The organism is Chromobacterium haemolyticum DSM 19808 (assembly GCF_000711885.1).
GTDB lineage: Bacteria > Pseudomonadota > Gammaproteobacteria > Burkholderiales > Chromobacteriaceae > Chromobacterium > Chromobacterium haemolyticum.
In genome coordinates, this window is record NZ_JONK01000001.1 from 381,319 (window position 1) to 404,958 (window position 23,640).

The following is a 23,640-nucleotide window of genomic DNA, read 5'->3' on the forward strand; positions in this document are numbered from 1 at the left end:
CCGGCCATGAACAGGCTCTCAAGGAGAAAAAGATGAAAACCATCAAGATTGCGCTTTTGCTGGCGCTGAGCGCAGGCCCTGTACTGGCCAAGGACATCAAGCAGATCCGCTGGGGCGTGGACGGCGGCTACCCGCCGTTCGACGTGCTGGCGCCCAACGGGGAGATCACCGGCTTCGATCCGGACATCGCCAAAGCCGTCTGCGCCGAACTCAAGGCTCGCTGCGTCTTCGTCAAGCAGCCGTTCGACAGCATGATTGCCGCGCTCAACGCCAATAAGTTCGACGCCGTCATCGCCTCGTTGAACGTAACGGCGGAACGGCTAAAACAGGTGGACTTCAGCGATAAATACTACGCGTCCGCCTCTCAGCTGGTGGCGCGCAAGGGCAGTCCGTTGCGGCCCACGCCGCAGTCGCTGGCCGGCAAGACGGTGGGCGTGCAGTCCGGCTCGGTGCATGAGCAGTACGCCAAGGCCAATTGGGGCGGCGGCAAGGTGAAGATTGTTACCTACGCCAATCAGGACAACGTCTATCTGGACCTGGCCTCCGGCCGCATCGACGCCGCCTTGCAGGACAATATCCAGGCCGAAACCAGCTTTCTACGCACCGAGCGCGGCAAGCAGTTCGCTTTCGCCGGCTCCAAACTGGGCGAATCCAACCCGGTGGCCATCGCGGTGCGCAAGAGCGATCCGGAACTGAAGGCGGCGATCAACCGCGCCATCGCCGCCATCCGCGCCAACGGGGTGTATGAAGGCGTGCGCAAGAAGTACTTCGGTTTCGATATTTACCACTAAGAACCTGTTCAAGGTCTGCGGCGCTTCGTGAGACTTGCAACGGTGAGGGCAGCTTCGAAATGCTCATGTACCACTTGTACATCCCGCTTTCTTCGCAGTCTTCGCCTTGTCTCCCCCTTGCTCGCTAGGCTTTGAGCCGCGTGCATACGTCCGTTTCCCCGGCCGGCGTCCGCCGGCCGTTTCACAAGGAGGGCGGCCATGGTGGCGTCCTATTTGCCCCTGTTGCTGACAGGGGCCTGGCTCAGCTTGCGCGTGGCGCTGGCCGCGCTGGGGCTGGCGCTGCTGTTTGGCCTCGCCAACGCTTGCGTCAAGCTGTTTGGCCCGCGCTGGCTGCGCGTGGCGTCCATCGCCTACACCACGGTGATTCGCGGCATTCCGGAGCTGGTGATGATGTTGCTGCTGTTCTATGGCGGCGAGAAGGTCTTCAATCTGTTGCTGGCGGTGTTGGGGTTGCCCGCGGTGGAGTTCGACAAATTCCTGGCGGGGGTGCTGACCATAGGCTTCATTTTCGGCGCTTATTACACCGAAACTTTCCGCAGTGCTTTCCTGGCGGTGCCGCGCGGCCAGTTGGAGGCCGGCGTCGCTTACGGCATGCGGCCGTGGCAGCTGTTCCGGCGCATCCTGTTTCCGCAGATGCTGCGCCACGCCTTGCCCGGCATCAACAACAACTGGCTGGCGTTGATGAAGTCGGCGGCGCTGGTGTCGTTGATTGGCCTGGAAGACATGGCCTGGCTCGCCGAGCAGGCCGGCCGCGCCACCCAGATGCCTTTCCTGTTCTATTTCCTGGTCTGCCTGGTCTATTTGCTGTTCACCGCCGCTTCCGGGGGCGTGTTCCGCTGGCTGGGGCTGCGTTACAGCCGCGGCTTGCTCTGAGGGGAAAACAATGACGCTCGACGAAATCCTGCGCGCTTTGCCCGGCTATCTGTGGGGAGACGGCGGCCAATGGAGCGGCCTGGCGGTTACCGCAAAGCTGTTCCTGATCTCCGGCGGCTTGGGCATGCTGTTGGCGGTGCTGCTGGCCTTGCTCAGGGTCTACGGCCCGGCGCCGTTGCGATGGGCGGTGGCCGCGTTCAGTTATTTCTTTCGCGGCACGCCCTTGTTCATGCAATTGATGCTGATCTACTACGGCGTGTCGCAATTCAGTTGGGTGATAGACGGCTGGCAGGCGGAAGACCCGTTCTGGCTGCTGTTTCGCGACGCCACCTTCTGCGCCGTGCTCGCTTATGTGTTGAACACCGCGGCCTACGCCCAGGAGATTCTGGCCGGCGCGCTCGCCGCCTATCCGCGGGAGGAAATCATGGCGGCGGAGGCCTTCGGCATGTCGCGGGCGCGAACCATACGCCGCATCGTGCTACCCGGCGCGCTACGGCGCGCGATACCGGTGCTCAGCAATGAAATGGTGTTTCTGCTTCACGCCACCGCCTTGTCGTCCACGGTGACGCTGCTGGACGTCACCGGCGTGGCGCGCGCCTTGTACGCGGCCACTTACGCGCCGTTTTTCCCGTTCCTGATGGCGGCGGCGATCTACCTGGGCTGCACCTTCGCGCTGCTGGCGAGCTTCCGCCAGGCGGAGCGGCGCTGGCTGAAATTCCTGCAGCCGCGCTCAGCCTAGAGGGCCGGCGCTGCGCTTGATCTCCTGCAGCTCGGTGATGGTGATGATCTTGTCGATCTTGAAGGCGGAACTGGCCAGCCATTGTTCGGCCAGCTCGCGGTACTGCTGGATGTCGCGGCAGCCGATGCGAACCTGAAAATCGAAGCTGCCCGCCACCAGCCAGGCATCCAGCACGGCCTCGCTGCGCTGCAGCTCCTTGATGAAGGCTTGTTGCGACAAGGCGTGATCGGCCAGCGCCACCTGGGCCGCCACGATGACGGGGTAAACCGGCGCCGGCAATTGCACCACGGCGCGGTAGCCGCGGATCACGCCGGCTTTTTCCAGGCGGCGAACGCGTTCCAGGCAGGGGCGCGGCGTCAGGTTGACCTGCTCGGACAGCCGTTGAAAGGACATGCGGCCGTCTTCTTGCAGGGCGGCGAGAATTTTCAGGTCTATGCGGTCCAGGCTCGGTTTCTTCTCATTCATGGCGGGCTTCGGGATGGGTGGGGCTGTCCGTTGATTTGAGCCTTGGCGGGCGGTGGTGTCAAGGCGGCGCGACCACCATGGGTTTTTCAATTGAACGGCATGAAAAAGGAAGGCGCTTTATGGAAATCATCAGCCGGGTTTTGCCGCAGGCCAGCATAGGCCTGCGGCGCGAACTACTGAGTCTGCACTACGGCCGGCGCGGCGACGGGCCGAAGGCTTATTTGCAGGCCAGCCTGCACGCCGACGAGCTGCCCGGCATGCTGGTGATCCACCATCTGCGCCGGCTGCTGGACCAGGCCGAGGCGGCCGGCCTGCTGCGCGGCGAAATCGTGCTGGTGCCGGCGGCCAATCCCATCGGCCTGGCCCAGGCCTTGTTACAGCAGCAGCCGGGGCGTTTCGAACTGCGCAGCGGCGAAAACTTCAATCGCCGTTTCACCGATTTCCACCCGCTGCTGCTCGCCGGTTTGGAAGCCGGTCTGGGTCACGATGCCGACGCCAATCTACGGACGGTGCGCGCCCGGATGCGCGCCGCGCTGGACGCGCAAACGCCGGTCACGGAGCTGGACGCTTTGCGTCTGGAGCTCAGCCGGCTGGCGCTGGACAGCGATCTGGTGCTGGACCTGCATTGCGACAGCCAGGCGTTGCTGCATTTATACGCCGACGCGCCGTTTTGGCCGGCGCTGGAGCCGCTGGCGCGTTATCTGGGCGTGGCCGCGGTAGTGCTGAATGAGGCGCCGGGCGGCACGACCTTTGAGGAATCCTGCGGGCAGAGTTGGTGGCGGCTGGCCGGCGAACTGGGGCCGGCGCAACCGCTGCCACTAGGCTGCGTGGCGGCCACGGTGGAGCTGCGCGGGCAAGGCGATCTGGACCACGGCCAGGCGCGGCGGGACGCGGAGGCGCTGTACGCCTATCTTCAACTCCGAGGCCACGTCGGCGGCCCCGCGCCGGCTGTGCCGCCGCCGGTGCCCGAGCCGTGGACCTGGCGAGGCATGGCCAGCGTGAGCGCGCCCACGCCCGGCCTGGTGCTGCGCCATTGCGCGGTTGGGGCGGAGGTCAAGCGCGGCCAACCGCTGCTGGAACTGATAGACCCGCTGGAAAACCGCGTCACGCCGGTGCTCAGCCCGGCTGCGGGCCTGCTCTACGTCAGTCACCCGCTGCGCTACGCCCAGGCCGGCATGGAGTTGTGCCGCATTCTGGGCCGGGCAGACGCCGGCGCGCGCGTGTCGCTTGCTTGAACGTTAGCGTCATGTTTCCGGCATGGCCGGAACGCGTACTGTCAGTAGAATGATTTGCCGCCCGCGGGCGGCCATGCAACCACCCACCCAAGAGTCGCCCACCATGCAAGCCCAAGCTATCGCCGCCGCAGATGCGGCGCCGCAAGAAAATCTGGAGCCGCTCTGGCTCCGCGCGAGACAAGGCCAACTGGCCCGCGCCGTTGTGATGGTGCGTCCTCACGACTTCGCCTTCAATGAACAAACCGGGGCAGACAACGTGTTCCAGCACCGGCTGCAACTGCCGGCGGCCCAGATCACCGCGCTGGCCCTGGCCGAATTCGACGCCATGGCGCAGCGGCTGCGCGATCACGGCGTCGAAGTGCTGGTGCTGGAGAAAAGCCCGGACGGCTATCCGACGCCGGACGCCGTGTTTCCCAACAACTGGTTCACCACCAGCGCCGACGGCAGCCTGCACGTCTATCCGATGCACACGCTGAACCGCCGTCGGGAGCGGCGAGTGGAAGAGCTGTGCCAATTGCTGTTGAACCATGGTTACGACGTGGAGCAAGTGGTGTGGGCCGGCCATCCGCTGGAAGAGGAGTTGATTTTGGAGGGCACCGGGGTGATGGTGTTCGATCACCCGCGCAAGCGTGTGTACGCGGCGCGTTCACAGCGCTGCCACCCGAGCGCCTTGTATCGTTACGCGCGCCGGCGCGGACTGGAGGCGGTGCACCTGTTCGATACCGTGGACAGCCGCGGCGTCCCCATCTACCACACCAATGTGATGATGAGCGTGGGCGAGGGCTTCGCGGTGATCTGTTCCGAAAGCCTGCACCGGCCGGAGCAGCGGCGGCAAGTGCTGAGCGCGCTGGGTGAGCATCACGAGGTGATAGATATCAGCCTGGCCCAGGTGGAACGCAGCTTCTGCGGCAATATCCTGCAGCTGCGCGGGGCCGGCGGCCAGCCGCTGATCGCGATGTCGGAGCAGGCTTGGAAGGGCTTCACGCCTGCGCAGCAAAAAGTGCTGGAGCGCCACGGCCAGCCGGTGGTGAACCCCATCCCCACCATTGAAGCGGTGGGCGGAGGCAGCTGCCGCTGCATGCTGGCCGAGTTGTTCCTGCCGCGCGTCCGCTAGCGGCTGTCCCGGCAACGGCCAGCGACACTCTGTGCTGGCCGTGAGGGAGCGTCAAGGGTTTGGGACAGCTGGCGAAGTTGGGCGGCAGGGGGGACGAAAGTCGATGGGGAAAAGGGAGTCATTGCGGTCTCCAAGTCAGCGCTTGGAAACCTGTACGGCGATGTTTGGACAGGCGCGTGACAAGGTTGGAAGACGGGCGCACTCGATTAAAGACCGGTAACTCACTAGGCGTTCCCTGCCACGGCCTATCCGAATGGACACAGCGTGGCAGCAGACGTGGTTGCGCCAACGCGGACACTAACGTGGTGTGGATTGCCCAGGTTGAAGGCGTGGAAGTGCTTGTCTTCGACGCGCAGTGGAGTTCGCATGTCGAGTGCCAAGTTCAAATTCTGCTTGCCTGCATGAGCCGCCACGGCGTAGCCAAGAAACTGTTAATATTCTCGTCATTTTTTAAGAGGAAAAGACATGACAGATATTGGCTTCACCGCTGACCACACCGCGCCGACATATAAATTGAACAGTCCGGCGGGGGTAGCGATTGCTACTTTTATTGGCTCCAGCTTGGCAGGCGCTTGGCTGATGGCGGAAAACTGCAAGATGCTGGGGCAGCGCGATCAGTTAAAGAAGGTCTGGGGTTTGGGTGTCGGCCTGCTGTTTGCGATGCTGGCGCTTAGCCTGGTTTTGCCCGACAGTGTGCCTGGCATGGTTTTTACCGTTGCGCAGACGGTGGTCATGCAAATGCTGGCCAAGCAACGTTTTGAGACGACGCTGGCCGCGCACGGCGCAAGCGGCGGCTTGGTGTTTTCCAAATGGCGGGCAGCCGGAATTGGCCTCTTGTTCGCGCTGGCGCTGCTTGCGGTATTGATCGCCATCATCGCCGCGATGATGCAGTTGAGCGGTTTGACGTTATCGGAGTTGTTGGCAGCGGCCGGCATGTAAGCGTGGCCTAGACGGGTTTCAGGGCGCCGCCGGGCGGCGCCCTGGAGCGGGCTTACTTCACGCTTACGCCGGTAAACTCATAGTCGCCGAACGGGCTGATCTTGAAGCCGGTCACTTCCTTGCGCATAGGCTGGTTGACGATGGAGTGGGCGATGGTGGTCCACGGCAGGTCGCGTTTGAAGATGGTTTGCGCCTGCGAGTACAGCTTGGCGCGTTCGGCCTGATCGTTCAGGGTGCGCGCCTTGACCACGAGCGTGTCGAACTCTTTGTCGCAGTAGCGCGAGTAGTTGGAACCGTTCACCGCCTCGCAACTGAGCAGCACGCCCAGGAAGTTGTCCGGGCTGGCGTAATCGCCGGTCCAGCCCATCAGGCCGGCATCGTGCTCGCCGCGCTTCATCCGCTTCAGGTATTCGCCCCATTCATAGGACACGATCTTGGCCTTCACGCCTATCTTGGCCCAGTCGGACTGGATCATCTCCGCCATCAGCTTGGCGTTGGGATTGTACGGCCGTTGCACCGGCATCGCCCACAGGCTGAGCTCGAAGCCGTTGGGGTAACCGGCCTTGGCCAGCAGCGCCTTGGCGGCGGCCACATTGTAGGGCGCGTTCTTCAGGCTCTTGTTGTAGGACCACAGCGAGGACGGGAAGGGATTGCTGGCGGCCTGGCCTTGGCCCTGGTAGACCGCGTCTATGATGGCCTGGCGGTTGATCGCCATGTCCAGCGCTTGACGCACCTCGCGTTTTTTCAGCTGCGGCTTATCCATGTTGTAGCTGAGGTAGCCGATATTGAAGCCGGGCGCGGTCAGCATCTTCAGCTTGGGGTCGGTCTTCATCACCGCCAGATCGCTGGGGCGCGGGTAGGACATGATCTGGCACTCGCCGGCTTTCATCTTCTGGTAGCGCACCGAGGGATCGGTGGCGATGGCGAACACCAGATTGTCCACCTTGACCGCGCCCTTGTCCCAGTACGCCTTGTTGCCGGCGTAGCGGATTTGCGCGTCTTTCTGGTAGCGCTTGAAGATGAAGGGGCCGGTGCCCACCGGCTTTTGGTTGATGTCGGCGGCGCGGCCGGCCTTGAGCAGTTGGTCGGCGTATTCCGCGGACAGGATGGAGGCGAAGGGCATGGCGATCTTGATCGCCAGGTCGGCGTCCGGCTCCTTCAGCACGAAGCGCACCGTTTGCGCGTCCACTTTTTCCACCGCGCTGACGTTGCTGGCCAGGCCGGTGTCCACCGCGTAGGGGAATTCCGTGTTGTAGGCTTTGCGGAAGGGGTGGTTCTTGTCGAACATGCGCATGAAGGTGAACACCACGTCGTCGGCGTTGAAGTCGCGCGTCGGCTTGAAATAGTCGGTGGTGTGGAACTTCACGCCCTGGCGCAGCTTGAAGGTGTAGATCTTGCCGTCCGGCGAGGCGCTCCAGGAGGTGGCCAGGCTGGGAATGGCCTTGGTCGAGCCTTTTTCAAAGCCCACCAGGCGGTCGAACATGGCGTGGCCGGCGGCGTCGAAGGTGGTGCCGGAGGTGAACTGGGCGGAATCGAAACCGTCCGGGCTGGCTTCGGAACAGTAAACCAGGGTGCCGGCGGCCTGAACGGATACGGCGAAAGCGGCGCAGCAGGCCGCGGCCAACAGTTTCGGTTGGGTCATTTTCATTTCTATTTCCCTATTTGCAGAGCGATGAAGGGCGGCGAGCGCCTTCTTCGAGAGTGCTTGGCAGGCCCTTTAGGGCTTTCTATTTGTTTATCTGTCCAATTCCCGCCGTTTGGCGAACCGACGTGCGTTTGGGTGGAGTTCAACGCAGGGAACGGCGGCCGAGGAGGGAGCGGAAGACTTTGCCAGCATATAGATTGTTCGCCCGGCGTCAATCGTGCGCTGCGGCGCGGGCGCGTCCGCATTCGCAATGCGCCGTTTCGATGGCGTCGCTTTATTTTAAAAACCTCATTTAAAAACAGTTATTTGTGTCAGTTTTTTGCCGTTTCTGCGGTGCGGCGACAGGCATAAGATAGGAGAGCCTGCAAAAGGGCGTTTTTGTTTTCTCTTAAGCCAAGGAGAGCCAAATGCAAGCCAGCACGCAAGAAGCGGTGGTCGTGGTCAAACCCCGCAATCCGCGTCCGGTCCTGGTACCGGTTCACTTGTAATCGGGTATCGCGGGGCTGCCGTTTCAGGCGTAAAGCCCTGACCGACCCGGATTCCGCGCCGCCGGCTTGCCGGCGGCCGCGCTTATCTTTCAGAGGAGACGTCCTCGTGTCCCATCCGTCCGATCTCCGTTTTTGTCTGAACGGCGAGGTGATTTCGCAGGCGCCGCTGGTGGTCAAGACCGCCGGCGACGAGGAGTTGGAAATTTCCGCGGGCCTAGCCAACGCGGAGGAGGTCAGCGCGCTGATGGCTAGGCTGGCCGGGGGCTGCAGCCAGTTGGACGCGGAGCGTCTTCTGCCGCGTCAATCCGCCGACGAAGTGCGGCGTCTGCTGGTCAGCCTGGAAAACTACGGTGTCATCCGCCCGCTGGCGCCGGCCCGCGGCAAGACTGGGCTGGAGGTGCTTCTGGAGGTGGAGGATCTGTCCAACCGCCTGTTGTACCAAACGCTGTACCGCAATCCATTCTGGACCCACTGCCAGAACGCCAGCCAGCCGGGGGACATCCCGGAGCGGGTGTTCCATGGCATGGTGATTGAAAACTATCACTTTTTGTTCCGCGAAAGCTATTTCGACGCGCCGGTGCTGTCCTATGTGCCCAATACTCAGGTGCGGCTGGCGATGAACGCTTTCTTCGCCGAGGAATACGGCCACGACGAGCTGCTGTTGCAGGCCTTGAACCGCATCGGCGTCAGCCGCGAGGATCTGGCGCACACCGTGCCCCTGCCGCAGACCATGGCGCTGTGCAACGCGCTGGCGTATTGGTCGCACAACGATCCGCTGTTCTTCTTCACCACGCTGGGCATTCTGGAAGGCAAGGACATTCGTCAGGACTCCTTCCTGGACGCCGCCTACCGTTTGGGCGTGGACGCGGATTTTCTGCGCCCGGTGAAGGCGCACTCGGACATCAATCTGAAGGGCGAGCACGGCAGCCTGACCCGCAAGATATTCGCGCAGATTCCGGTGGTGGATCAGGAAACGGCACGGCGCTTGTTGGCGCAAACCCATTTATTCGTCGAGCTTTACGACGCTTTCTACAGCGCGGTCTGGCGGCACTATCTGCACGCCGACACCTTGCTGCGCCGCATCGAGCACTACTGAGGAGGCAATATGCACGGACCCGGCACCCATGACCTGTTCCGCTTTCCGGCGCTGCGGCCTGGGGTGGAAATCCAGCAGCAGGACGGCGGCGTGGCCTTGCTGTACCGCGAGCAGTCCTGCGATTTGCAAGTGGCCGATGAAGGCCGTCTGCAATTGCTGGCCTTGCTAGACGACCTGCAGCGCGCGCCGGCCAGCATGGCCGCGTTGCGCGCCGCGCATCCCGAACTGGCGGGGACGATCCCCGGTCTGCTGGAAGAGCTGGACCGCCTGGGCCTGGTGACCGAGGCGAGCTTTGAATTGCCGGACGACGCGCTGTCCGGCTGCGAATTCAACACCCGGCTGCGCAACTTGGCGCAGCGGGCGATGCGCAAGCGCGGCCATTCCCGGCTTTACGGCATGTTGTCCGACGGCAGCGCGCCGCGCAATGTGCTGATCGGCTACGCGCTGGAGTATTACTATCTGGTGCGCGCGGCGCCGGGCCTGATCGCTTCGGCGCTGTCGCACGCGGACAGCCGGCAGAATCAGCGCAGCATCCAGCGCTTCCTGGTGTCGGAACTGGATCACGACCAGATGCTGGCGGAAAGCCTGGCGAGCGTGGATATGGAGGTGGAAGGGCTGGACCACCTGCAGCCGCTGCCGTCCACCTTCGCCTTGTGCGCGGCGCTGGGCGTGTTCGCGCGTCAGCATTTGTTGTCGTTCAAGAGTGTGTTGTTTCTGTTCGAAATGCCCGGCGACGAGTTCAACCGCGCGCTGGTGCGTTGCTGCGAGCGCGCCGGGCTGGACAAGGGCTTTTGGGAGCCGCTGCTGCGCCACGCCTACCTAAACGACACGCTGGGGCACGACGACATCACCGCAGAGTTGTTGCAGGACATCAGCGCCATCAGCCGCGAGGAGCAGCTGGTAGTGGAGAAAAACCTGGTGCTGACCATAGAAACCATGGCGTTGCAGGATGAGGAAATCGTTGATTACTACAGCCGGCCGGACGCCTTGATGCCGCGGCTGTATTTGTAAGCCCCCGCAGTAGCCCCCGAGACGGCAGTCAAGGAGAGAGCGATGGAAGCCTGGCAAGTCACCCATTATCGCGCGCCGCATCTGGTGCCGTTCAGCGCTCACCTGGCCGACGACGGCCAGACCGTGGTGCTGGCGGCGGACGCCAAGGAGTACGAAATCCAGTTTTCCGGCGTGGAAGGCGGCCGGGTGCTGGACAGCGTGCTGGCCATGGCCAATCCGGACGCGGAGATTTGGTTTGACATCCACGCCGGTTCGGCGCCGTCCTGGCAGCTGTCGCTGGCGGAGCAACTGGACGCCTTGTCGCTGATCCGGGACGCGCCGGCGGACCCGGCGGCGCTGGAGAGGCAGCGCAGGCAGTGGAGCGAGTTGATCCGGCGCTGCGTAGACAAGTTGTTGGCGGCCACCGCCGCGGACGCGCGCGGCGCTTACGCGCCGGTGGTGCTGAGCATGCTGCGCTTGCTGGATGAGCCGGCGCCGCGGGCCGACGCTTTTTGCATTGACGATGTGGGCGCGCCGGAGTGGCGTGACAATTTCGCGCTGCAAACCTTCTACCTGCAAAAGCTGTATCTGGCCGACAACCTGCCGCAGGCGCTGACGCTGTGGCGGCGGGTGCTCAACGGCTTTGCCGACGGCGCCGGCTTTGTCGGGCTCAGCCGCCGGGAGGCTCGCGCGGAGGAAGACCCCGCCAGCGACGGCTTCTACTGCCCGGCGCATCTGGAAGCCTATTTGCTGTGCCTGGCGGACTTGCTGCTGCTGGCGCCCAAGCCTCAGGCGCGGCGTAGGCTGCTCAGCCGGGAGCCGGCGTCCACGGTGGACAGCGGCGTCAACTTCATGCGCCGCGCCGAGCAGTTTGCGCTGGACGGCCTGGCCCAGCTGGGCGAGTCGCGCTATGTAAGCCGAGTGAACGCCGAGGACGCCGGCTTCGGTCCCTTGGTGCAAGGCTTGTTCATCGAGCAATACCATGTCACTCAGCGCTTCGTCGAAATCATCGCGCCGTTGATGACCAAGCGGCTGCGCAGCCCGCTGAAGCAACGCGTTTACCGTTACTTCCAGGAAGAGCTGGGCCACGAGGTCTACGAGCGCGCCACCTGCGAAGCGTTGGGGGTGCCGCCGGCCTGGCTGGATCAGGCGTTGCCGTTGCCGCTGTTTCAGGCCTATGTCGACGCCTTCACCGTGTTGGGTCGCTACGATCCCATCGGCTATCTGAGCTCCATCATGGTGACCGAGGGCATGCTGGGCGTGGACAACCCGGTGCACGAGCGGCTGGAATCGCTGGTGGAGTTTCGCTCCGATTACCAGCGCGTGGCCAAGCGCCACGACGATCTCAACGTCGAGCTTAATCACGCGGCGTTGTCGCGGCTGTTTTTCCGCGAAATCAGCGCCTTGTCGCCGCTGACGCAGCAGCGCGCGCTAGCCAATCTGGCGTATCTGCTGGAGCTCAATCTGCGGGCGATGGACCAGGTGGCGGATTTTTACGGCCCGCAGTCGCAACTGGCCGTCTGCTCGCTGGACGGCTATGCCGTCGCCGGCTGAGCGCGAGGCAGCGCAAACGGCCTACGCGGCCAGCGTCAACCCGGCTTGGCTGGACGTGTTGCGGCAATGCGGGCTGGACGCCCGGCCGCTGGAGGCAGAGGGCTGCTGGCTGCGGCTGGAGGACGGCCGGCGTTGGCTGGACTTCGTCGCCGGCTACGGCGCGGCGGTATTGGGCCATCGGCCGCAAGCCTTGCTGGCCGGCTTGGCCGAAGACCTGTTCGATCCCGCGCCCAATCTCCATCCGCTGGGGTTTTCCGCCTTGGCCGGCGATCTGGCTGCGGAACTGCTGGCGCTGGCAGGCTTCGCCGACGGCAAGGCCTTGTTCGCCAGCACCGGCGCCGAAGCGGTTGAGGGCGCGCTGAAGCTGGCGAGCATGGCCAGCGGCCGCCGGCGCGCGCTGAGTTTCGACGGCGGCTTCCATGGTCTTACGCTGGAGGCCACCAGCCTGGCGGGCAGCGATTTCTGGCGGCAGGGGCTGCCGAGGAGCGAGGACTGCGCGGTGCTGCCCTGGGGCGATCTGGCCGCGACTGCGGCCGAACTGGCGCGCGGCGACGTGGCCGCGGTGCTGTTGGAGCCGGTGCAGGGCAGCGCCGGGGCGCGCGCTTGGCGCGGCGAGGCCTTGTCGGAGCTGGCTGAACTGTGCCGCCGCCACGGCGCGCGGCTGATTTACGACGAGGCCTTGTCCGGCCTGGGCCGCTGCGGCGCCTGGTTTGCTTACCAGGCGCTGGGCGCGCCGGCGCCGGATATGCTGATTGCGGCCAAGGGCCTGAGCGGCGGCGTGCTGCCGGTGTCGGCGCTGTTGTTTCGCGAAGATATTTACCAGGCGGTGTTCGCCCGGCCCGGCTGCGCCAAGATCCACGGTTCCACCTTTGGGGGCAACCGGCTGGCGTTGTGCTGCGGACTGCGCATGCTGAGCCTGCTGCGCCAATTGGACGCGCCGGCGCGGGCGCGGGAGCGCGGCGAAGCTTTGCGGCGACGCTGGCGCGGAGCCGGGCTGGAGGGTTTTGAGCTGGAGGGCGTGGGATTGATGCTGGCGCTGCGCGCCGGCCCGGCGGCGCAAGAGCGGCTGGGCGAGGGCGCGGCCGGCCTGCTGTGGCTGCAATTGCTGCAAGAAGGCGCGCTGACGGCGCCGGCGGCCCACGACGCCGCCGCGTTGCGCTTGCTGCCGCCGCTGAACGTGGCGGAGACGGAGTTGGATTTTTTCCTGAAAGCTTGCCGGCGCGCGATCGCCGCGCTGGAGCAAGAGGCGACGACATCATGAAGATAGGACACGTATTGCTGGCGGTGCTGGTGGCGGCCATCTGGGGCCTCAGCTTCATCGTGGTGAAGATAGGCTTGACCGAGTGCCCGCCGCTTTTGCTGGCGGCCTTACGCTTCGTGGTGGTGTTCGCCGCCGGGGCCTGGTGGTTTTCGCGGCCGTCCTTGCCTTGGCGCTGGTATTTGCGCGCCGGGCTGTGCCTGGGCGTGATCCAGTTCGCCTGTCTGTTCTCCGCCATCAAGCTGGGCATGCCGGCCGGCATCGTGTCGGTGCTGGCCCAGTTGCAGGTGTTCATCACTTTGCTGCTGGCCAGCCTGTTATTGGGCGAGACGCGATCCCGGTTGCAAAAGGCGGTGATGGCGCTGGCGCTGCTGGGCGTGCTGCTATTGGGCTACGCTCGTTATCATGACGCCTTGCCCTTGCTGCCGCTGGTGCTGGCCTTGATCGGCTCGGCCGGCTTCGCCTGGGGCAATGTGGAGCTCAAGCGGGCCGGCAAAGTGGACATGTTCGCCTTCACCGTATGGATGAGCCTGGTGCCGCCGCTGCCTCTGCTGCTGCTGTCCTTCGCGCTGGAGGGCGGCCCGGCGGCGGCTTGGGCCGCGTTGGCCGGCTTCGGCTGGACCGCCACGCTGGCGCTGTTGTTCCTGGCCTTGATCGGCACGCTGTTCGCGCTGGGCAGTTGGGGCAAACTGCTCAGCCTGTATCCGGCCACGCTGGTGGCGCCGTTTTCGCTGCTCAGCCCGGTGTTCGGCCTGCTGGGCGGCTATCTGATCCTGAACGAGCGCTACGACGCGCTCAGCATTGTCGCGTCGGCCTTGATCGTGGCGGCGCTGGCGCTGAACACCTACGCGGGCAAACTGGGCGTCTTGCGCGCTTGGCTGGCGCGGGTCCACCTGAGCAAGGGAGCCGCGCCGCGATGAGAAAGCCGGAACTGGACATCTCCACCGACAAGCACAGGCTGGACGTGGCGCTGATCCACGCTTTTCTCCATGATCACGCCCCCTGGGCGAAGGGCATTCCTCGCGCCACCGTGGAGCAGGCGATCGCAGGCTCGTTGTGCTTCGGCGCGTATCTGGACGGACGGCAGGTGGGCTTTGCCCGCGTGGTGACCGATCTGGCCACCTTCGGTTATCTATGCGATGTGTTCGTGGTGCCGGAATGCCGCGGGCGGGGTTATGCGCGCCAGTTGATGCAATGCGTCGCCGCCGAGCCGGCCTTGGCCAGGCTGCGGCGCATCGTATTGGTGACTTCCAACGCGCATCCGGTGTACCGGCCGTTCGGCTTCGCCGCGCTGGAGCATCCGGAACGCTATATGGAGCTGCACCGGCCGGATGTCTATCAGGGCTAGCCGGCCAGCGCGTCCAGCGACTCCGGCAAGACCTGGCCTCCGTCAACGATCAGGGTCTGGCCGGTGATGAATCCCGCCTCCTTGCTGGCGAAGAACAGCGCGGCGTTGGCGATGTCGTCGACGCTGCCCAGCCGCCGCAGCGGCACCGCCGCGGCCATTTTGTCCAGGTAGTCCTCGCCCAGCTCGCGCAAACCTTCGGTCAGCACATTGCCCGGCAGCACCGCGTTGATGGTGATGTCGTCACGCGCCAGCTCCAGCGCCGCGCTGCGCATGAAGCCCAGTTGCGCCGCCTTGCTGGCGCCGTAATGGCTCCAGCCGGCGTAGCCGGTGACCGGGCCGGTGATGGAGGAGGTCAGGATGACGCGGCCGTATTCAGCTTGACGCAGATAGGGCAGCGCCGCCTGCACGCAGAGGAAGTTGCCGCGCACATTGGTGTGTTGCACCTGGTCCCACTCCTGCGCGCTCATGCTCTCCAGCGGCGCGGAGGGGAATACGCCCGCATTGCAGCACAGCACGTCCAAGCCGTTTTGCGTCGCGGTGTCCGCCATCAGGCGGGCGGCATCCTCGGGGCGGCCCACGTCGGCGATATGGCCGGACGCGTTCAGGCCTTCGGCGCGCAGGAGGGCCAGCGCGGCGTCCAGCTTGTCCCGGCTGCGGCCGCTGATAGCCACGCGCGCGCCGGCGCGGGCGAAAGCCCAGGCCAGGCCCAGGCCGATGCCGGCGGTGCCGCCGGTGATGAGTACGCTTTTATCCTTAAGCGGGGTCAACAAGGGTAGGTCTCCTTGAACGAGTGAGAAGAGAGGCGATGGCGTTTGTTAGAACCTGTTTTCAATCTGCTGCGCGTCGGCGATACGGTGTTGAAACCCGCTTCGAAATGCGGATGTACCACTTGTACATTCCACTTTCTCAGCCGTTTTCGCCTTGTCTCGCCCTTGCTCGCGAGGCTTTGAACAGGCTCTTAGCGCAGTTCGGGGTGGCCGCGCAGCCGCTCCGCCATCAAGTCGATGAAGGTCCGGGTTTTGGCCGAGGCCAGTCTGCCTTCTTGATGCAGGATGTGGATGGGCTGGCTGGCGTCGTCGTACTCGGCCAGCACCTGTTGCAATTGGCCGGCGGCCAATAGCGGCGCCACTTGGTAAGACAGCAGGCGGGTAAGGCCCAGGCCCGCCACCGCGGCGGCGATGGCCGCCTCGTTGTTGCTGACGGTGAGCCTGGGCTTGAGACGCACGCTCAGAGGTTTGCCGCCGTCGCTGAAACGCCATTCGTGGCTGGAGCCCACGCCGCGAGAGGCGATCAGCGAGTGCCGCTGCAAGTCCGCCGGCGAGCGCGGCGCGCCGCGTTCAGCGAGATAGGCCGGCGCCGCGCAGACCACCCGCCGCACTTGGCCTACGCGCAGAGCGTTCAGGTTGGAGTCCGGCAAATCGCCGATGCGGACGGCCACGTCCACGCCTTCTTCCAGAAGGTTGACTACGCGGTCCAGCAGCAAGGCGTCCACCGTCACCTCGGGATGGCGCAGCAGGTAGTCATTGATCCCAGGCATCACGTAGCGCAGGCCGAACAGCGCCGGCGCGGTGATGGTCAGCAAGCCGCGCGGCGGCGCGTTGCCGCCGGAGGCCGCTTCGTCGGCCTCGTCCGCCGCGGCGATCACACGGCGAGCGTCTTCCAGATAGCGCTGGCCGGCCTCGGTAACGCGCACATGCCGCGTGCTGCGGTTGAGCAGGCGGGCTTGCAGCCGCGCCTCCAACGCCGCCACCGCGCGCGTAGCCGCCGGCGGCGACATGCCCAGTTTACGCGCCGCGCCGGCGAAGCTTTCCGCTTCCGCCACCGCGATGAATACAGTCATCAAATGCAATCGATCCATATTTTTTGCCGTGATTGTTGCAACGGACGAAACAGCGCATTCTGGCTTCGGGGCCGGGCGGCGGCAAGTGGCCGTTGGGACGGCGCGGGCGGCCCCAACGCGCGCGTACCTTATAGGGCTGGGCGAAGGAGAGCGGCCGAATTATCTATTTTGTTTGATGTGAACAAAAAGAAAGATTGCTTTTTCAATGCTTTGCCCTTGCTCTTTAAGTATTGTCGTGAACATTAGAAAATTTGCATGTTCGATGCAAACAGTGTTATAACTTATTAGGTTTTTCATCAGGCGCACACCGCGCCACTCAAAATCGACGGTTTCGCGCCGTCGAGCCTCGCGTTTAAACGCACCTCATGTCCGGCCCGCGCCGGATGTCTATTTACTGGCAGCTCTCTAGTTGTCGCGATCATTACAGCGGATCGCCGTGGCCTTGCCGGCCATTGCTTTCGCCAAGGAGGACGCAGATGCACAAAAGAGCGTTTAGCAAGCGCAGCATGATCGGGCTGATCCTGGTCGCCGTAGCGGCGGCGGGATTGATTTACGGTGTAAGCCCAGCCGTATGGACCGAGTACCGGGAAGATCTGATCTACCTGGGCCGGCAACATCTTTATCTGGTGGGCGTCTCCATGGCGCTGGCCCTGGCCGTGGGCTTGCCCAGCGGCGTGTTGCTCAGCCGCCAGCGGCTGCGGGGCAGCGCCGAGCACTGGATGCAGATTTTCAATATCGGCAACACGTTGCCGCCCATGGCGGTGTTGGCGCTGGCGATGGCCCTAATCGGCATCGGCGACGCGCCGGCCATCGTGGCGCTGTTCCTGGCGTCGTTGCTGCCCATTGTGCGCAACACCTACGCCGGCCTGGCCGGCCTGCAGCCGGCGCTGCTGGAAGCCGCCGACGCGCTGGGCATGACCCCGCGTCAACGGTTGTGGCGGGTGGAACTGCCCAACGCCTTGCCGGTGATACTGACCGGCGTGCGGGTGGCGCTGGCCTTGAACGTCGGCACCGCGCCGCTGGCCTTCCTGATTGGCGCCAGCAGCTACGGCGAGCTGATCTTCCCCGGCATCTATCTGAACAACCATACCGCGCTGCTGCTGGGCGCCGGCGGCACCGCGCTGATCGCGCTGACGCTGGACATGACGCTGGCCGGTCTGGGCCGTCTGGCCGCCGCCCGCGGCCTGGCCTGATTCGAATACCCCCCTGTCGCCCGTTCCGGCGGGCGCTCGCACGGAGGACATCTATGACACAAGCACTTTTCTTCTCGCCCTGGCGCAAGCTGGCGCGCCGCGCGCTGACGCTGGCGGCCTTGCTGAGCGCCGCGCCGGCCTTTGCCGCCGGCCTAGTGTTGGGCAGCAAGAACTTCACCGAACAGCACCTGCTGTCCGATATCACCACGCAGTATCTGGGCAGCAAGGGTTACCAGGTCACGCAAAAGGCGGACCTGGCGACGGTGATCCTGCGCAACGCGCTGGAGAACCGCCAACTGGATCTGGTGTGGGACTACACCGGCACCGGCCTGATCATTCATCACGGCATCCAGAAGAAAATGAGCAACGAGGAGGCTTACGCCACGGTCAAGAAGCTGGACGAGCCCCTGGGGTTGATCTGGCTGAACCCGGCTCCGCTCAACAACACTTACGCGCTGGCGATGAAACGCGAGCGCGCCGAGGCCGAGGGCGTGCGCACGCTGTCCGATCTGGCACGGCGGGTCAATGAAAACAACGGCGGCTCCAAGCGCTGGCAGTTGGGTTTCGACATGGAGTTCGCCGGACGTCCTGACGGCCTCAAGCCGATGCAGCAGCTCTACGGCATGGAGTTGAGCCGTCCGCAAATCCGCCAGATGGATCCGGGCCTGGTGTACAACGCCATCCGCGACGGCTTCGTCGACGCCGGCCTGGTCTACACCACCGACGGCCGCGTAAAGGGCTTTGATCTGGTGGTGCTGCAGGACGACATGGGTTATTTCCCGGCCTACGCCGCCACGCCGGTGGTGCGCCGCGACACGCTGGAGCGCAATCCCGGCCTCGCCGACGAACTGAACAAGCTGGCGGCGTTGCTGGACAACGACACCATGTCCGAGCTCAACGCCAAGGTGGACATCGAACACCGTCCGGTGAAGGAAGTCGCCAGCGAGTTCCTGCGCCAGCGCGGCCTGATCTGAAGGAGGCCGCATGGAAACCCTATTGCAAACCTGCCAGTTCATCTGGCAAAACCTGCCGCAAATCGCGATTTTGGCCGAGCAGCACCTGAGACTGGTGGGCATCGCCGTTGGGCTGGCGGTGCTGCTGGGCGTGCCTTTGGGCGTGCTGATCGTGCGCTTCCAGGCGCTGGCCGGTCTGGTGCTGGGCCTGGCCACCGTGGTGCTGACCATTCCGGCCATCGCCTTGTTCGGCTTGATGGTGCCGCTGTTTTCCATGATCGGGCAGGGCATCGGCGCGGTGCCGGCCATCACCGCCGCCTTCCTGTATTCCCTGTTGCCCATCGTGCGCAACACCCATACCGCGCTGACGCATCTTGAACCCGGCGTGCGCGAGGCCGGCCGCGGCCTGGGGCTGACCTTCTGGCAGCGCTTGCGCTGGGTGGAACTGCCGCTGGCCACGCCGCTGATCTTTGCCGGCATCCGCACCGCGGTGGTGCTGAACATCGGCGTGATGGCGATAGCCGCCATCGTCGGCGCCGGCGGCTTGGGCACTCTGATATTGCACGGCATCAGCCAGAGCGACATTCGCAAGCTGATTGCCGGCGCGGTGGCGGTGAGCGTGCTCGCCGTCGCGATGGATTGGTTGTTGCTGCGCGCTCAGCGCGCGCTGACCCCGAAAGGAATTCGTTGATGATTGAACTGCAAAACCTCTGCAAGCAATTTACCCAGAAAAACGGCCAGGTCTTCCAGGCGGTGGACAATGTCAATCTGCATGTGCCGGAAGGCGAGATCTGCGTGTTGTTGGGCCCGTCCGGCTGCGGCAAGACCACCACGATGAAAATGATCAACCGCTTGATCGAACCCACGTCCGGCAAGGTCTTGATCAACGGCGAGGACACCGCCGGCATCGACAGCGTGACGCTGCGCCGCCAGATCGGCTACGTGATCCAGCAAATCGGCCTGTTCCCCAATATGACCATTGAGGACAACATCACCGTGGTGCCGCGGATGCTGGGCTGGGACAAGAAGCGCTGCCGCGAGCGCGCGCGCGAACTGATGAGTATGGTGGCCCTGGATCCCAACCGCTTCCTGCAGCGTTATCCGCGCGAGATGTCCGGCGGCCAGCAACAGCGCATCGGCGTGATCCGCGCGCTGGCGGCCGACGCGCCGGTCTTGCTGATGGACGAACCCTTTGGCGCGGTGGACCCGATCAACCGTGAGCAGATCCAGAACGAGTTCCTGCAAATGCAGCGGCAGTTGGGCAAGACCGTGATGCTGGTCAGCCACGATATCGACGAAGCGATCAAGCTGGGAGACCGCATCGCGGTGTTCCGTCAGGGCCGCATGGTGCAGTGCGCCGGCTCCGACGAGATTCTGGCGCGTCCCGCGGACGATTTCGTCGCCAGCTTCGTTGGCCAGGACCGCACGCTCAAGCGCCTGCTGCTGGTGCAGGCCGGCGAAGTGGCCGATCAGCAGGAAACGCTGACCGCGCGTCTGGATACGCCGCTGGCGGCCGCTTACGCCCTGATGGACGACAATGACCTGTTGCATTTGACCGTGGTGGACGAAGACGGCCAGCCGCTGGGCTTTGTCCGTCGCCGCGACGCGCGCGGCGCGGACGGCGTGTGCGCGGACAAGATCAAGCCGGTGAGCGTGACCGCGGCGGCGGGTGAGAACCTGCGCGTGGTGCTGTCCCGCTTGTACGAGCACAACCTGACCTGGATGCCGGTGCTGGACGGGGACGGCCGCTATAACGGCGAAGTGTCGCAAGACTACATTGCCGGCTATTTGAATTCGGGCCGCACCTCGGCGCGCGGCGCGCGTCAGACAGCCCGCTGACGCGGGCGGGCGGAGAGTCAGACCGACGGCTCTCCGTCCGTCGGGTCCGCTTCCCGCACGTGGGTCAGTAAATCGCCTGGCTGGCAGCCCAACTGCCGGCACAGCGCGTCCAGCGTATCCAGGCGCAGGCTTTTGACTTTGCCCAGTTTCAGTAGCGACAGATTATGCGGCGTGATGTCGATGGCCCGCGCCAGATCCTTGGATTTGATCTTGCGTTGCGCCAGCATGATGTCCAGCGTGATCACAATAGCCATGCCGGTCTCCCCAGGGCTTGTAATGTCTTTTCCAACAGCGGCTTATCAGGCTTATGGGGGAAAACATACTCCGCTACGCCGCTTCATGGCAATGCGGACGGTTGCGCTTGCGCTGAGTAGTTTTACCCATGGGCAAGCGGGGTGGCCGGTCCTATGTTGGTAAGGCGGTGTTGCATATCCACTGCGCCCGGAATATGGGCGGATGCGGCCAAATCATCGTCATGCGGTAATTAATCATTGTTTTTGTCTGTTTGCGTGAAAACCGGTGGATTCACGCGCGGGCCGGCTGCTCGCCGCGCTTGTCTAACCCGATTCCGGCTCCTTATAGTGATGGCCATGCAGATGTTCAGCGCCGCGGCGACAGCGGACAAAGAGGGGGCTCTTGGCATTTTTTGCGGCATATGGCCGCGCAGGAAGTGGAGGACGCGGACCATGGCGATCCGGACAGTAAGTGAGTTGCGCAAGCGGGCTGCGGCCGGCGAAACCCTGGATTTTCTGTTTTTCTGGGGGCATAGACCTAAACATGAACACAGTGTTTGCAAGAGCTGTTTGAGTCAGTGGTTCCCCGCTGGTTTTGAACTTGACGGAGTGGGGTATGCCAGCGCCGAGCATTACATGATGGCGGAAAAAGCGCGTTTGTTCGAAGACGGGGAGATTCGGAGCAGGATACTGGCCGCGGCCACGCCGGCCGAGGCCAAGGCCTTGGGACGCCAAGTGCGGGGCTTCGACAGCGCCTTGTGGCGGCAGTGCAGCTGCGAGGTGGTGATGCGGGGCAATCTGGCCAAGTTCGTGCAAAACCCGGCGCTGGGGGACTTTCTGCGCGGCACCGGCGACGCCATTCTGGTAGAGGCCAGCCCGGTGGACTGCGTCTGGGGCATAGGCTGGGCCGAGGACGACCCGCAGGCCAGTCTGCCGGACATGTGGGACGGCAGCAATCTGTTGGGCTTTGTGCTGATGGAAGTGCGCGAGCGCTTGCGCTAGCGCCGGCGGCTAACAAGAAAAACCCCCTGTCGGTTTCGACAGGGGGTTTTTGTTTGGCGCGCGCTTACCGCTGTTCGGCGTGGTAGGCGGTGACGCGTTCCACTTCTTCCTTGGAGCCCAGGAACACCGCCACCCGCTCGTGCAGCTTCTGAGGCTGGATGTCCATGATGCGCTGATGGCCGTTGGTGGCCGCGCCGCCGGCCTGTTCCACCACGAAGGCCATCGGGTTGCCTTCGTACATCAGGCGCAGCTTGCCGGCCTGATCCGGGGTGCGCGCGTCGCGCGGGTACATGAAGATGCCGCCGCGGGTCAGGATGCGATGCACCTCGGCCACCATGGACGCCACCCAGCGCATATTGAAATCGCGGCCGCGCGGTCCGGTGCTGCCGGCCAGCAGTTCGTCTACATAGCGTTTCACCGGCGCGTCCCAGTGACGCATATTGGACATGTTGATGGCGAATTCGCCGGTGCTTTCCGGCACTTTCATGTCCGGGTGAGTCAGCACGAAAGAGCCCTGTTCGCGGTCCAGCGTGAAGCCGTGGACGCCGCTGCCGAAGGTCAGCACCAATAGAGTTTGCGGGCCGTACACGGTGTAGCCGGCGGCCACTTGCTCAGTGCCGGGCTGAAGGAAGGCGCTCTCGGTGGCGTGGTCGATGCCCTGGGGGCAGCGCAGGATGGAGAAGATGGTGCCCACCGAGATGTTGACGTCGATGTTGGATGAGCCGTCCAGCGGATCGAACATCAACAGGTACTCGCCCTTCGGGTATTCGCCGGGGATGTGGTAAGGCAGCTCCATTTCCTCGGAGGCCATCGCCGCCAGGCTGCCGCCCCATTCATTGGCGTCCAGCAGGTAGTCGTTGGCGATCACGTCCAGCTTTTTCTGCGCCTCGCCCTGTATGTTGCCGGTGCCGGCTTCGCCCAGCACGTCGGCCAGCGCGCCCTTGTTTACCGAATAGCTGATGGCCTTGCAGGCGCGGCCAACGGTTTCGATCAGCAGGCGCAGCTCGGGCGGCAGCGTGCCGGCCTTGCGTTGCTGTTCGATCAAAAAGCGGGAGAGGGTGATGCGGCTCATGGCAATCCTTAGCTTTGGGTGGGTGCGCGAAACAAATGCTCGATATGCCGGCTGCGCCGGCTTGACCGCCATATTATAACGGATAAGCGTCTTGCGGTCGTCATGCCCCTGGCGGCGCGGCGGGGGCGGAAATGGCCGGCAGGCGACGCGTGAAACGGCTATGAATAAAATCGGGTTCACGCGGTACGGGGAAAGATCATGGCTAAAGGTTTATTGGCGCTGCTATTGCTGCTGGCGGCATGGCAGGCGCGGGCGATCACCATTTACACCGAAGACTGGCCTCCCATCACTTTCCAACACAACGGCGTGCCGGACGGCATGGCGGTGGAAGTGGTGCGTGAAATCCAGGCGCGGATGCACGACAACAGCGCCATTGACGTGGTGCCCTGGGCGCGCGGCTATAAGGAGTTGCTGACTACGCCGGGGGTGATGCTGTTCACCGTGGGGCGCAACGACACACGGGAGAAGCAGATGACGCTGCTGGGGCCCATCGCCATTTCTCAGACCGTGTTGCTGGCGCGAAAGGGCGAAGCGGCCGGCTTGCTGGCCTTGGGCAACGGCATCTATCACCGGCCGGTGGGCGCTTACCGCGGCAGCATTTTCGCCGACGCGGCGATTGCGGCCGGTTTTGTGGAGGTGGACCTGGCGCCTACCCCGCAGATCACCGCGCAGAAGCTGCTGGTGGGCCGCTACGATATGTGGTCGGAAGGCGGGTTTGTCGTCGCATCGGTACTGAAAGACATCCATCAGCCGCCGGAAGCGGTGGAAGTGGTGCGAGTGCTGGAAACGCTGGAGTTGTATCTGGCGTTTTCCCGCGGCACATCGGCGGCGGAGGTGAAGCGCTGGCAGACCGCGTTCAGCGCCGTCAAGAAAGACGGGAGCTTTAAACGCATCTACAACAAATGGCTGCCGCGCGACGTTGCGCCTATGGATGTCAAACTGATTGGCCTGCAGCCTGGTTCCGGGCGTTGAT

24 protein-coding genes are annotated in these 23,640 nt (G+C 64.1%); 18 read left to right on the forward strand and 6 right to left on the reverse strand.

Annotated features, from left to right (window positions below; genetic code table 11):
- Nucleotides 1-32: 32 nt before the first annotated feature.
- From BR71_RS01705 to BR71_RS01715, 3 genes are all read left to right on the forward strand, one after another.
- Complete coding sequence (locus BR71_RS01705; RefSeq protein ID WP_043631688.1) at nucleotides 33-791, forward strand: transporter substrate-binding domain-containing protein; 759 nt, start codon at nucleotides 33-35, stop codon at nucleotides 789-791.
- 198 nt (nucleotides 792-989) lie between these two features.
- On the forward strand, nucleotides 990-1,664 hold the full coding sequence (locus BR71_RS01710; RefSeq protein ID WP_043631690.1) for an ABC transporter permease: 675 nt from the start codon (nucleotides 990-992) through the stop codon (nucleotides 1,662-1,664).
- Between the two features lie 10 nt (nucleotides 1,665-1,674).
- Nucleotides 1,675-2,403 (forward strand): ABC transporter permease, encoded by a 729-nt coding sequence (locus BR71_RS01715; RefSeq protein WP_019101900.1) that lies wholly within the window; start codon nucleotides 1,675-1,677, stop codon nucleotides 2,401-2,403.
- Here BR71_RS01715 and BR71_RS01720 read toward each other — a convergent pair.
- On the reverse strand, nucleotides 2,395-2,868 hold the full coding sequence (locus BR71_RS01720) for an Lrp/AsnC family transcriptional regulator (RefSeq protein ID WP_019101901.1): 474 nt from the start codon (nucleotides 2,866-2,868) through the stop codon (nucleotides 2,395-2,397). The genes BR71_RS01715 and BR71_RS01720 overlap by 9 nt on opposite strands.
- Nucleotides 2,869-2,987: 119 nt before the next feature.
- Here BR71_RS01720 and BR71_RS01725 point away from each other — a divergent pair, with 119 nt between their 5' ends.
- The 3 genes from BR71_RS01725 to BR71_RS01735 all read left to right on the forward strand — a co-directional run bounded on the left by BR71_RS01725 (nucleotide 2,988) and on the right by BR71_RS01735 (nucleotide 6,156).
- Nucleotides 2,988-4,103: a succinylglutamate desuccinylase/aspartoacylase family protein gene (locus tag BR71_RS01725; protein WP_043631691.1), complete on the forward strand. Its 1,116-nt coding sequence runs from the start codon at nucleotides 2,988-2,990 to the stop codon at nucleotides 4,101-4,103.
- Between the two features lie 103 nt (nucleotides 4,104-4,206).
- On the forward strand, nucleotides 4,207-5,217 hold the full coding sequence (locus tag BR71_RS01730; RefSeq protein WP_081862505.1) for an arginine deiminase-related protein: 1,011 nt from the start codon (nucleotides 4,207-4,209) through the stop codon (nucleotides 5,215-5,217).
- A gap of 465 nt (nucleotides 5,218-5,682) precedes the next feature.
- Nucleotides 5,683-6,156 (forward strand): hypothetical protein, encoded by a 474-nt coding sequence (locus BR71_RS01735; protein WP_052370252.1) that lies wholly within the window; start codon nucleotides 5,683-5,685, stop codon nucleotides 6,154-6,156.
- A gap of 52 nt (nucleotides 6,157-6,208) precedes the next feature.
- On the opposite strand, the gene BR71_RS01740 is transcribed toward BR71_RS01735, so the two are convergent.
- Nucleotides 6,209-7,804, reverse strand: coding sequence for an ABC transporter substrate-binding protein (locus BR71_RS01740; protein ID WP_043631694.1), 1,596 nt, complete (start codon nucleotides 7,802-7,804; stop codon nucleotides 6,209-6,211).
- Between the two features lie 591 nt (nucleotides 7,805-8,395).
- Between BR71_RS01740 and BR71_RS01745 the strand changes: the two genes are divergently transcribed.
- The 6 genes from BR71_RS01745 to BR71_RS01770 are packed head-to-tail and all read left to right on the forward strand — an operon-like array spanning nucleotide 8,396 to nucleotide 14,535.
- Nucleotides 8,396-9,385, forward strand: coding sequence for an iron-containing redox enzyme family protein (locus BR71_RS01745; protein WP_043631696.1), 990 nt, complete (start codon nucleotides 8,396-8,398; stop codon nucleotides 9,383-9,385).
- Between the two features lie 9 nt (nucleotides 9,386-9,394).
- A complete protein-coding gene (locus tag BR71_RS01750; RefSeq protein ID WP_043631698.1) occupies nucleotides 9,395-10,396 on the forward strand; it encodes a TenA family protein in 1,002 nt (333 codons plus the stop codon).
- 42 nt (nucleotides 10,397-10,438) lie between these two features.
- On the forward strand, nucleotides 10,439-11,929 hold the full coding sequence (locus BR71_RS01755) for a hypothetical protein (protein ID WP_043631701.1): 1,491 nt from the start codon (nucleotides 10,439-10,441) through the stop codon (nucleotides 11,927-11,929).
- Complete coding sequence (locus BR71_RS01760; RefSeq protein ID WP_052370253.1) at nucleotides 11,913-13,190, forward strand: aspartate aminotransferase family protein; 1,278 nt, start codon at nucleotides 11,913-11,915, stop codon at nucleotides 13,188-13,190. The genes BR71_RS01755 and BR71_RS01760 overlap by 17 nt, the downstream gene beginning before the upstream one ends.
- Nucleotides 13,187-14,107: an EamA family transporter gene (locus BR71_RS01765; protein ID WP_043631702.1), complete on the forward strand. Its 921-nt coding sequence runs from the start codon at nucleotides 13,187-13,189 to the stop codon at nucleotides 14,105-14,107. Before BR71_RS01760 ends, BR71_RS01765 begins: the two co-directional genes overlap by 4 nt.
- The gene (locus BR71_RS01770) at nucleotides 14,104-14,535 is read left to right on the forward strand and encodes a GNAT family N-acetyltransferase (protein WP_043590648.1); all 432 of its coding nucleotides are present in this window, start codon (nucleotides 14,104-14,106) and stop codon (nucleotides 14,533-14,535) included. Before BR71_RS01765 ends, BR71_RS01770 begins: the two co-directional genes overlap by 4 nt.
- Here BR71_RS01770 and fabG read toward each other — a convergent pair.
- Both fabG and BR71_RS01780 read right to left on the reverse strand, forming a co-directional pair.
- Nucleotides 14,532-15,305, reverse strand: coding sequence for a 3-oxoacyl-ACP reductase FabG (gene fabG / locus BR71_RS01775; protein WP_043631705.1), 774 nt, complete (start codon nucleotides 15,303-15,305; stop codon nucleotides 14,532-14,534). The genes BR71_RS01770 and fabG overlap by 4 nt on opposite strands.
- A gap of 188 nt (nucleotides 15,306-15,493) precedes the next feature.
- Nucleotides 15,494-16,393, reverse strand: a complete 900-nt coding sequence (locus BR71_RS01780) for a LysR family transcriptional regulator (protein ID WP_043590651.1) — start codon at nucleotides 16,391-16,393, stop codon at nucleotides 15,494-15,496.
- A gap of 458 nt (nucleotides 16,394-16,851) precedes the next feature.
- On the opposite strand from BR71_RS01780, the gene BR71_RS01785 reads away from it, so the two are divergent.
- Genes BR71_RS01785 through BR71_RS01800 form a run of 4 tightly spaced genes read left to right on the forward strand, consistent with a single transcriptional unit; the run spans nucleotide 16,852 to nucleotide 20,360 of the window.
- A complete protein-coding gene (locus tag BR71_RS01785) occupies nucleotides 16,852-17,568 on the forward strand; it encodes an ABC transporter permease (RefSeq protein ID WP_019101917.1) in 717 nt (238 codons plus the stop codon).
- A 53-nt stretch (nucleotides 17,569-17,621) separates the two neighbouring features.
- Complete coding sequence (locus tag BR71_RS01790; RefSeq protein ID WP_052051979.1) at nucleotides 17,622-18,542, forward strand: glycine betaine ABC transporter substrate-binding protein; 921 nt, start codon at nucleotides 17,622-17,624, stop codon at nucleotides 18,540-18,542.
- A 10-nt stretch (nucleotides 18,543-18,552) separates the two neighbouring features.
- Nucleotides 18,553-19,212, forward strand: coding sequence for an ABC transporter permease (locus BR71_RS01795; RefSeq protein WP_052370254.1), 660 nt, complete (start codon nucleotides 18,553-18,555; stop codon nucleotides 19,210-19,212).
- Nucleotides 19,212-20,360 carry an osmoprotectant ABC transporter ATP-binding protein OsmV gene (locus BR71_RS01800; protein ID WP_043631709.1) on the forward strand — a complete coding sequence of 383 codons (1,149 nt, stop codon included), beginning with the start codon at nucleotides 19,212-19,214 and terminating at the stop codon, nucleotides 20,358-20,360. The genes BR71_RS01795 and BR71_RS01800 overlap by 1 nt, the downstream gene beginning before the upstream one ends.
- Nucleotides 20,361-20,377: 17 nt before the next feature.
- On the opposite strand, the gene BR71_RS01805 is transcribed toward BR71_RS01800, so the two are convergent.
- Nucleotides 20,378-20,614, reverse strand: a complete 237-nt coding sequence (locus BR71_RS01805; protein ID WP_043631712.1) for a helix-turn-helix domain-containing protein — start codon at nucleotides 20,612-20,614, stop codon at nucleotides 20,378-20,380.
- A 549-nt stretch (nucleotides 20,615-21,163) separates the two neighbouring features.
- Here BR71_RS01805 and BR71_RS01810 point away from each other — a divergent pair.
- Complete coding sequence (locus BR71_RS01810; protein ID WP_240314961.1) at nucleotides 21,164-21,595, forward strand: NADAR family protein; 432 nt, start codon at nucleotides 21,164-21,166, stop codon at nucleotides 21,593-21,595.
- A gap of 64 nt (nucleotides 21,596-21,659) precedes the next feature.
- On the opposite strand, the gene BR71_RS01815 is transcribed toward BR71_RS01810, so the two are convergent.
- Nucleotides 21,660-22,667 carry a class 1 fructose-bisphosphatase gene (locus tag BR71_RS01815; protein WP_019101924.1) on the reverse strand — a complete coding sequence of 336 codons (1,008 nt, stop codon included), beginning with the start codon at nucleotides 22,665-22,667 and terminating at the stop codon, nucleotides 21,660-21,662.
- Nucleotides 22,668-22,865: 198 nt separating this feature from the next.
- Here BR71_RS01815 and BR71_RS01820 point away from each other — a divergent pair, with 198 nt between their 5' ends.
- A complete protein-coding gene (locus BR71_RS01820; protein ID WP_052370255.1) occupies nucleotides 22,866-23,639 on the forward strand; it encodes a substrate-binding periplasmic protein in 774 nt (257 codons plus the stop codon).
- Nucleotide 23,640 lies beyond the last annotated feature (1 nt).

Excerpts from the sequence above, each read along its gene's own strand:
- BR71_RS01705 (WP_043631688.1), top strand. The coding sequence starts at position 33 with ATGAAAACCATCAAGATTGCGCTTTTGCTGGCGCTGAGCGCAGGCCCT.
- BR71_RS01710 (WP_043631690.1), top strand. The coding sequence starts at position 990 with ATGGTGGCGTCCTATTTGCCCCTGTTGCTGACAGGGGCCTGGCTCAGC.
- BR71_RS01715 (WP_019101900.1), top strand. The coding sequence starts at position 1,675 with ATGACGCTCGACGAAATCCTGCGCGCTTTGCCCGGCTATCTGTGGGGA.
- BR71_RS01720 (WP_019101901.1), bottom strand. The coding sequence starts at position 2,868 with ATGAATGAGAAGAAACCGAGCCTGGACCGCATAGACCTGAAAATTCTC.
- BR71_RS01725 (WP_043631691.1), top strand. The coding sequence starts at position 2,988 with ATGGAAATCATCAGCCGGGTTTTGCCGCAGGCCAGCATAGGCCTGCGG.
- BR71_RS01730 (WP_081862505.1), top strand. The coding sequence starts at position 4,207 with ATGCAAGCCCAAGCTATCGCCGCCGCAGATGCGGCGCCGCAAGAAAAT.
- BR71_RS01735 (WP_052370252.1), top strand. The coding sequence starts at position 5,683 with ATGACAGATATTGGCTTCACCGCTGACCACACCGCGCCGACATATAAA.
- BR71_RS01740 (WP_043631694.1), bottom strand. The coding sequence starts at position 7,804 with ATGAAAATGACCCAACCGAAACTGTTGGCCGCGGCCTGCTGCGCCGCT.
- BR71_RS01750 (WP_043631698.1), top strand. The coding sequence starts at position 9,395 with ATGCACGGACCCGGCACCCATGACCTGTTCCGCTTTCCGGCGCTGCGG.
- BR71_RS01755 (WP_043631701.1), top strand. The coding sequence starts at position 10,439 with ATGGAAGCCTGGCAAGTCACCCATTATCGCGCGCCGCATCTGGTGCCG.
- BR71_RS01760 (WP_052370253.1), top strand. The coding sequence starts at position 11,913 with ATGCCGTCGCCGGCTGAGCGCGAGGCAGCGCAAACGGCCTACGCGGCC.
- BR71_RS01765 (WP_043631702.1), top strand. The coding sequence starts at position 13,187 with ATGAAGATAGGACACGTATTGCTGGCGGTGCTGGTGGCGGCCATCTGG.
- BR71_RS01770 (WP_043590648.1), top strand. The coding sequence starts at position 14,104 with ATGAGAAAGCCGGAACTGGACATCTCCACCGACAAGCACAGGCTGGAC.
- BR71_RS01780 (WP_043590651.1), bottom strand. The coding sequence starts at position 16,393 with ATGGATCGATTGCATTTGATGACTGTATTCATCGCGGTGGCGGAAGCG.
- BR71_RS01785 (WP_019101917.1), top strand. The coding sequence starts at position 16,852 with ATGCACAAAAGAGCGTTTAGCAAGCGCAGCATGATCGGGCTGATCCTG.
- BR71_RS01790 (WP_052051979.1), top strand. The coding sequence starts at position 17,622 with ATGACACAAGCACTTTTCTTCTCGCCCTGGCGCAAGCTGGCGCGCCGC.
- BR71_RS01795 (WP_052370254.1), top strand. The coding sequence starts at position 18,553 with ATGGAAACCCTATTGCAAACCTGCCAGTTCATCTGGCAAAACCTGCCG.
- BR71_RS01800 (WP_043631709.1), top strand. The coding sequence starts at position 19,212 with ATGATTGAACTGCAAAACCTCTGCAAGCAATTTACCCAGAAAAACGGC.
- BR71_RS01805 (WP_043631712.1), bottom strand. The coding sequence starts at position 20,614 with ATGGCTATTGTGATCACGCTGGACATCATGCTGGCGCAACGCAAGATC.
- BR71_RS01815 (WP_019101924.1), bottom strand. The coding sequence starts at position 22,667 with ATGAGCCGCATCACCCTCTCCCGCTTTTTGATCGAACAGCAACGCAAG.
- BR71_RS01820 (WP_052370255.1), top strand. The coding sequence starts at position 22,866 with ATGGCTAAAGGTTTATTGGCGCTGCTATTGCTGCTGGCGGCATGGCAG.